Here is an 8149-nt window from a genome sequence, read left to right as displayed (position 1 = left end):
GCGCCCTTAACGTCGGCAACGCCGTCCGTCACATTCGCGTCCGCGCCGCCGCTGGCGGTGATGACGTTGCCGTCCGCGACCGTCGCACCGTCTTCCGTCACGCTGTCGGTGTCGGCAACCGCCGTTGGCACGTCGTCGACAATGGCGATCTGGAACGAGGCGCTTGGATCGTCCGCCACATTGCCGTCGCTGTCGGCGACATGCACCGTGAACGTCTCGAATGGCGTTGCGTCCGTGGCATGATTGACGTTGGTCCCCAGCGTATAACTGTAGCTCACCGTCGTCCCGTTGATCGCCGTGATGGTCAGCGTGCCGTAGTCACCGGCAACCGTCGCACCCACCGCAACCGCGGTCCCGTTGATCGTCACCGTCGAGGCGCCGTCGCCGTTCGTGTAGCTGAACGTGCCCGCCGTCGTCTCGGAATTGGTGAGGGAAGCCGAGCCGGCCGGAAGGCCGGCCTCGTCAACCGAAGTCCCGGGCGCCCCAGCCTGCGGAACGGTGACCGTCGGCACGTCGTTGGTGCCGTTGATGGTGATCTCGACCGTTGTCGTCGAGATGTCGCCGTCGCCATCGGTCAGCGTGTAGGTGAACGTGTCCGTCAGATGCTGGCCGGTGGTCAGCGCCTGGACCGCCGCAGCGCCGTTGTTCAGCGTGTAGCTGTAGTGGCCGTCCGCATCGATCGTGATCGAACCGTAGCTGCCCGCCACGACCGACCCGACATGGCCCGAGGCCGATCCAACCGTGCCTGCTTCGACGCCCGTTACCGTCGCCCCGTCCGCGCCCTTAACGTCGGCAACGCCGTCCGTCACATTCGCGTCCGCGCCGCCGCTGGCGGTGATGACGTTGCCGTCCGCGACCGTCGCACCGTCTTCCGTCACGCTGTCGGTGTCGGCAACCGCCGTTGGCACGTCGTCGACAATGGCGATCTGGAACGAGGCGCTTGGATCGTCCGCCACATTGCCGTCGCTGTCGGCGACATGCACCGTGAACGTCTCGAATGGCGTTGCGTCCGTGGCATGATTGACGTTGGTCCCCAGCGTATAACTGTAGCTCACCGTCGTCCCGTTGATCGCCGTGATGGTCAGCGTGCCGTAGTCACCGGCAACCGTCGCACCCACCGCAACCGCGGTCCCGTTGATCGTCACCGTCGAGGCGCCGTCGCCGTTCGTGTAGCTGAACGTGCCCGCCGTCGTTTCGGAATTGGTGAGGGAAGCCGAGCCGGCCGGAAGGCCGGCCTCGTCAACCGAAGTCCCGGGCGCCCCAGCCTGCGGAACGGTGACCGTCGGCACATCGTTGGTGCCGTTGATGGTGATCTCGACCGTTGTCGTCGAGGTGTCGCCGTCGCCATCGGTCAGCGTGTAGGTGAACGTGTCCGTCAGATGCTGGCCGCTGGTCAGCGCCTGGACCGCCGCAGCGCCGTTGTTCAGCGTGTAACTGTAGTGCCCGTTCGCATCGATCGTGATCGAACCGTAGCTGCCCGCCACGACCGACCCGACATGGCCCGAGGCCGATGCAACCGTGCCTGCCTCGACGCCCGTTACCGTCGCCCCGTCTGCGCCCTTAACGTCGGCAACGCCGTCCGTCACATTCGCGTCCGCGCCGCCGCTGGCGGTGATGACGTTGCCGTCCGCGACCGTCGCGCCGTCTTCCGTCACGCTGTCGGTGTCGGCGTGCGCCGTTGGCACGTCGTCGACGATGGCGACGGCGAAGGTGGTGCTGGCAGTATCGCCGTCGACATCCGTGACAGTGATGGTGAAATTCTCAGGAACCGTGTCGGTGCTGGGATCATAGCCGGGTGTCTGATCCGTATGGGAAACCGATTCGGTCACCGTATAATTGTATTCGATGGCACCGGTGCTCGGATTGAAGGAGACGATCGTCAGGTAACCGTACTGCCCTGGGATGTGCTGATCGACGCCGGTGACGGTGACACCGTTGATGACGATCGAGCCAATTCCATCCGGCGCGTCGATGCTGATCGTTCCAGTGCTGGACGTTTCTTTGTCGGTCGGCGCTTCGCTACCCGGAGATTGCGCCCCACCGCCATCGAGGCCAGTTTCACTAGCCGCTTCGGTCGGGGCAAGCAGTGACGTGGCCGTCACTGAAACCTGCCTGTCGACGATCGAGGGAAACAGCTCGCGCCGCTCCAGAAGCCCGAACTGCAGAGCCGTCGGGGGCAACAGGGCCGACAGGTCGAACCCGTCGCCGATGCCGCCGGGGGGAACCGAGAAATCTCCGCCTGCGCTTGAATTCGAACCGCCCGGGCCGGCCGACATGGAGCCGTCGGCGCCGAAGGCGACATCGACATGGCTGGCTTCGAGCGCCGCCAGCAGCGCGACGCGCGGCACCTCGACGTCGCCGATGATGAAGGTCGGCACGTTCAGGGCGCCGTCCTTGATCACGATCACCGAGCCGTCGGCCTGTTCGAGCAGAAGGTTTTGCCCGTCGACCTTGATGTTGTCGATGGAGGCGTTGGCCGGAAGCCTTACCACATGGGTGGCGTCGGCTACATATTCGTGCGGCGCAGCTGCCGGCGGTGCCTTTGCTTCCGCGGGGGCTTCCGGTTTGACAGGCGCTCCGCCGCCGACATCGACCGGCACCGGTTCGGACGCCGCCGGCGCGGGCTGCGTCGAATTTGCCTGTGCGACCCGGATCTCCGCCGGCGACGCCTGATCGGCGTGTTCATTGGACGCGGAATGCTCGTTCAAGGAAGCCGAAAAGCTGTCCAACTCGATATTGTTCGTCATGGCTGAAACCCCTCCGATATTTACCGGATAGAGACAGCGGCCACTTCTACTTTGCAACTGCCCCCTAATCTATTTCATATATTATGATATGCATTGCCCGGCATTTTTTACACGTGGTAAACCGCAACAATATAACCTGATATATGTTGGTTTCTGGAGGTCTGGTTGACGGATGACTAGTCGGCATCTTTTTGGTGAACCAAAGTATAAATTTGAATAAAATTTTAGACAAACTGGATAAAGACAGTTGCTGGATATTTATCCACCTTCCTTTCCAATAATTTGAGACAAGATTGGTAGCGTCCACAGTCAAAGGTGGGCGTTATGAAAAAGCAAAAAACAGTTCCGGGAAAAACCCGGCTCCAGATGCTCCTGCTGGCAATCGGGCTTGTCGGCCTGGCGGGGCCGTCATTCGCGAGCGATATCGCCGCATCCGGCTGGCCTCAGGAGAAGGTCCAGACGCCGCCCTGTCTCGGCGGTGTTTCGCTGGCGAGGCCTCAGCCCTGGCAGCCTGCGGCCGCTTACCGGATCGGCATGGTCACCGGCAGCTATGGCCCAGATGTTGGCCGCGGGAATGGCTCGTCAACGGCGCAAGATGACGCCGGGATAGACCCGGTGCAGACCGCGTCGATCATTCCGGGGGTCTTCGGATCGGTTGCCTTGTCCATGCGCAATTTTCCCGTCGCGGCGCGCTGGGCGCCCGTGTACCGGGCAATCACCGCTTGTTCGGCGGGCAGCCCCTGCGAGCGCAAGAGCACAGCTTTTGCCGGCATGGTCGCCGCCGCTCAAGGCAAGGGATTCAGCGAGAAGCTGTCCTTCGTCAACAGCAGCGTAAATCGCCTGATCGCCTACAGGAAAGATAGCGTCGTCTACGGCAAGCTCGACTATTGGGCGAAGCCTTCGGAGATTCTCGAGCGGCGAGCCGGCGATTGCGAGGATTTCGCCATTCTCAAGATGACGGCCCTGCTGAGGGCCGGCATCCCGACGCAGAGCATGGCGCTTGTCGTCCTCCAGGATCGCAAGCGAGGCTTCTTTCACGCAGTGCTGTCGGTGAGCACAGGCAGCGGCACCTTCATTCTCGACAGCCTCAGCAACACTGTGGTGCGTGACAGCGATCTCCCGGATTACGTTCCGCTTTATTCGTTCAGCACGGACCGGGCCTGGATCCACGGTTCAAGACCGGGCGGAGCCCAGATGGCTGACATCAAAGGCGGTTTCGCAACCGTCGCACCTGGCGAAGGTTTTCAGCCATAAGTTCTCGTTGGATTGGTGGTGATTCAACCGCCGAAGACGAACGCCATCAGCAGCTCCGGCTCGAGCACCGGAGCCCGCACCGCATTCAATTGCCCCCGGTAACGACGGTCACCCGCACCGATGACAAAGCCGGTGGCCACCGGCGATTCGCCATTGGCATCGAGCCGCGCGAAGATGTCGGCTACGTTGAGGTCCAATGCCAGCTTGAGATCGTGCCGTGCGTCATCGCTTGGGGCTATCGGCAATTGACGTTTGACCAGTTGCTGGAACGGCGCGTTGAACGACAGGATCTTCTTCGACGATGCCAGGGCAAAGGCCGGGGACGGGCAAGCGACGAGTATGGCGTTGATGGTGTTGATCGATGCAAGCCTTCGCAAGGTCAGGTTTTCATCCGCCAATCCACGCATGCAGGCCACCCGGATCGCGGATGTCAAATTGCCTGTCTGTGCCTGGCTTTCGGCGATCTCGTCGATGAGCATGCCGATCGTGCATTTCCTGCGTTCGGCCATCTGCTTCAGCGACAACCAGAATGCCCGCTCCAAGCGGATGCCGCGTCTTATGCCGCCACGCGCCACGACCCGAAATTCAAGCCCAAAATCCTCGGCCGCGACTGGCGGAAGCAGTCGCTCGCCATCAGGATGAGGGCTGGCGCTACCGCTCACTCATCGCCTCCTCGCGCGCCTTGTTGATCGGCTTCAGGAGGTAGTGCAGGATCGTCTTGCGCCCGGTCTTGATGTCAACCGAGCAGATCATGCCGGGAATGATCGAATAGGCCTTGCCGTCTCTTTGAAGGGTCGATTTGTCCGTCGCCACGCGCACCTGATAGTAGGGTTCCCCCGTTTTCTGATCGACCAGGCTGTCGGCTGTGATGTTGGAGACCTTGCCCTCGATGCCGCCGAAGATCGAGAAATCATAGGCGGTGACCTTGATAAGGGCTTCCTGGTCGGGACGGATGAACGCGACATCCCGTGGCGAGACCCGTGCCTCCACCAGCAACGTCTCGGAGGTCGGCACGATGCCGGCGACGACGGCGCCGGGCTGGACGAAGGCCCCGACCGTGTTGAGCTCCAGCGTGTTGACGATGCCATCCACGGGAGACCGGATATCGGTGCGCGCGACCTTGTCGGTGGCCCCCCTTATGGTTTCATCCACCACCGAAAGTTCCGCCAGCGCCTGGGTAAGGTCGTCCAACGCCTCCTGCTGCAGTTGCAGGCCGAGTTCCTCGACCTGCAGCTGGGCTTCCGTGATCGCGGCCTTGGCTTTCTTTATTGTTTCGCCGGCCAGGTTCAGCTGGCCGTTGAGTTCGGTCTGTTCGCGCTCTACTCGGAGCTGCTCGGTCCTTGCCATCAGGCCTTTCTTGACCATCGCGTCGACCAGTTTCGCCTCCTGGTCGCTGACGACCAGGTTCTTGGTCAGACGGTCGGAATTGGCCACCGCCTCGGCCAGTTCCCTCTCGCGCTGATCGAGGCGTGACTTGAGCACGGACAGCTTGTTGTCGAAGTTCCCGCGCCGGGCAATGAGCAGCTTCTGTTCATTGTCGCAGATTTGCGGAGCGACCGACTGGATGTCCTGCGGGCACGGAAATGGGCCCGAGAGATTGCCGGCCTGTTCGTATTTCAGCCTTGCTATGCGCACTTCCAGCGCGCGCGCCTTGGCCTGCTGCTCGCCGAGACTGGACGTATTGAGCGTGTTGTCCAGACGAATGATGAGATCGTTCTTCTTGACGACCTGGCCAATCGTCACGGCGATTTCCTGAACGACACCGGCTTCACTCGCCTGGATGATCTGGGTCTTGGAAGCGGGTATGACCTTGCCGTCGCCGCGTGCGATCTCATCGACTTCGGCAAAGGACGCCCAGGCGACAAAGACGACGAAGAGCGCTCCGATGATGAATATGGACGCCGACGCAAACAGCGGCGGTCGATCTTCCCTGGCAAGCATTTCCCACGCCCCAACGCATTGGATGCAGCAATAATTGTTTTGTCAGGCGCTTGTTTTCTGCAACGCCTGTATGACTTGGTCCTTCGGTCCGTCAGCAACGATCTTGCCCCGTTCGATAACGATCAGGCGGTCGGCCAGCTCAAGCATGCTGAACCGGTGTGTGGAGACGATCAGCGTGGTGTCGCGGTCAAAGGCGACTTTGAGCTGCTTGATCAACTGGCGTTCCGAGGCAAGATCCATCGAGCCCGACGGCTCATCCAGAAAGACGATTTTCGGTTTGGTCAAAAGCAGGCGTGCGATCGCCACAGTCTGCCTCTGGCCGCCGGAAAGATTGGTGCCGCGCTCGCCGACATTCATGTCGTAGCCGCGCGGGTGGCGTGAGACGAAATCGTCGACGCCGGCCGCCTTTGCCGCTTCGATGATCTGTTCGTCTGTAGCCTCGGGGCATGCCATCAGGAGGTTTTCCTTGATGGTGCCCGAGAACAGGTCGCCGGCCTGCGCAACGATGCCGACCGCGGCGCGAACCTCGGACGGGTGATACTGGCGAATGTCGATCCCATCCAGCAGCAGCTCACCGGAAGTCGGCAGGAAGAGCCGGCCGATCAGCCGCCCCATCGTCGTCTTTCCCGATCCTATGCGGCCGATGATGCCGATCCGCTCACCCGGCTTGACCGAGAAATTCAGGCCGGTCAAAACCTCGTTTTCCGAGCCCGGATAGACAAACCCGACATTCCTGAACACCATCGCCCCCTTGCGAATGGGGCGGTTGACGAAGCCCACCGTGTCGGGTCGGTCTTCCGGCTGAGCCATGATCGAGTTCACCATTCTCAGCGAGAGCATGGCCTGGCGGAACCGGGACAGGGTGATGGCGATCTGGCCGAGCGGCGCCACGGCCCTGCTCGCCAGCATAACCGTTCCTATGATTGCTCCTGTCGAAACATGTCCTTCCGAGAAGGCATAGGCGCCGGCCACGACCAGGGCGACGGTCACCAGTTGTTGTATGGACTGGGTGATGTTGCCCGCCGCCGCCGAAAGCTGCTTGATCTTCTCGGACGTGTTGGCGGCGTTCTTGGAGTGCTCCCCCCATTTTCGCAGCAGATACGCCTCGGCGCGCAGCGACTTGATGGTCTCCAGCGTCGAGATGGATTCGACCAGCAGGGCCTGGCGCTGCGACGCTTCGTTCATCGAGGCGGCGACGCGCTTGCCGATGCGGCGCTGAGTGATCAGGCCGACGATGACGGACATCACGAAGGCCAGCGCCGGTATGATCACCAGCCAGCCGCCAATTGCATAGATCACAAGGAGAAAGACGAAGACGAATGCCGTGTCGATGAACACGCTTATGGTGTTGGAGGTGAAGAACTCCCTGACGAATTCATATTGCGTGACCCTGTTTGCGTATTCACCGGTCGAACCGGGGCGCGCCGACAGCGACGAGTTCAGCACTTTCTCGAACAGCAGATAGGATATTCGGAGATCCGCCTTGCGCCCGGCATAGTCGATGAGGGAAGCCCTGGCCGTCTTCAAAAGCAGGTCGAACAGGATGACCGCACCGATGCCGAGAGCCAGCACCCACAGTGTCGATATTGCCTTGTTCGGCAGGATCCTGTCGTAGACGTTCATGGTGAAGATCGGCGAGGCTATGGCCAGCAGATTGATGAACACCGCCGCCAGGACGACTTTCGAATAGGTGCGCCAGAAAGCGCCCATCGTCCCCGTGAGCCAATGTCTCCGCTCGATCCTGGCCGCCGAGCCGACCGACATGGTCTCGGCGGCATTGGCGTAGGTGATCGAGAAGGAAGCGCCGCCGCTGATGTAGCTGGCGGCCAGTTCCGATCGGCCGATCGCGGTGCGGCCGTCTTCCTGGGGCGCGGTGATATACGCATCGTCTTCGCCTAGAGCGAGCAGGGCAACGGGCAATTGGCTGACGCGAAAGACGATTGCGGGCAGATCGATACGCCCCCTGAGAAAATCCCGGTGGTTGAACTCGGTGACTTCCAGGCCGATGCGTTCGGCAAGGTGCCTGATGTCGTCGACCGCAATTCGCGTGTCCGAGAGCGGCACGCCGGCAAACAGCACGGTCTCCGCGCTCGGCCTGCCGAGATATCCGGCAACGGCTGAGAAACAGGCCTTGAACGCCTCCTTGGGGGAGAGGATGTTGGGTTGCTGGTTCACGATCTGCCCGTCAGGACGCTCGCTGGACCTTG

General features: G+C 61.7%; 5 protein-coding genes. 1 reads left to right on the top strand and 4 read right to left on the bottom strand.

The window, feature by feature from the left end:
• Positions 1-2747 (bottom strand): VCBS domain-containing protein (locus EOA19_RS23525; RefSeq protein ID WP_206638106.1); only part of this gene is annotated, 2747 nt, incomplete at its 3' end.
• Positions 2748-3071: 324 nt separating this feature from the next.
• On the opposite strand from EOA19_RS23525, the gene EOA19_RS23520 reads away from it, so the two are divergent.
• Entirely contained in the window at positions 3072-4001 is a 930-nt protein-coding gene (locus EOA19_RS23520) for a transglutaminase-like cysteine peptidase (RefSeq protein ID WP_128304953.1), read from the top strand.
• A 23-nt stretch (positions 4002-4024) separates the two neighbouring features.
• Here EOA19_RS23520 and EOA19_RS23515 read toward each other — a convergent pair whose 3' ends face one another.
• Genes EOA19_RS23515 through EOA19_RS23505 form a run of 3 tightly spaced genes read right to left on the bottom strand, consistent with a single transcriptional unit; the run spans position 4025 to position 8117 of the window.
• Positions 4025-4663, bottom strand: coding sequence for a ribbon-helix-helix domain-containing protein (locus EOA19_RS23515; RefSeq protein ID WP_128304952.1), 639 nt, complete (start codon positions 4661-4663; stop codon positions 4025-4027).
• Positions 4653-5942 carry an HlyD family type I secretion periplasmic adaptor subunit gene (locus EOA19_RS23510; protein ID WP_128304951.1) on the bottom strand — a complete coding sequence of 430 codons (1290 nt, stop codon included), beginning with the start codon at positions 5940-5942 and terminating at the stop codon, positions 4653-4655. Before EOA19_RS23510 ends, EOA19_RS23515 begins: the two co-directional genes overlap by 11 nt.
• Before the next feature lie 42 nt (positions 5943-5984).
• Positions 5985-8117: a type I secretion system permease/ATPase gene (locus tag EOA19_RS23505; protein WP_128304950.1), complete on the bottom strand. Its 2133-nt coding sequence runs from the start codon at positions 8115-8117 to the stop codon at positions 5985-5987.
• Between the last annotated feature and the right edge of the window lie 32 nt (positions 8118-8149).

This window comes from Mesorhizobium sp. M7A.F.Ca.US.010.02.1.1 (genome assembly GCF_004023085.1).
Taxonomy (GTDB): domain Bacteria; phylum Pseudomonadota; class Alphaproteobacteria; order Rhizobiales; family Rhizobiaceae; genus Mesorhizobium.
The sequence above is the reverse complement of the archived record's forward strand: the minus strand, read 5'-3'. Positions and strand labels throughout refer to the sequence as shown.

What these genes read in the sequence shown, in the direction of transcription:
- EOA19_RS23520 (WP_128304953.1), top strand. Translation starts at nt 3,072, where the DNA reads ATGAAAAAGCAAAAAACAGTTCCGGGAAAAACCCGGCTCCAGATGCTC.
- EOA19_RS23510 (WP_128304951.1), bottom strand. Translation starts at nt 5,942, where the DNA reads ATGCTTGCCAGGGAAGATCGACCGCCGCTGTTTGCGTCGGCGTCCATA.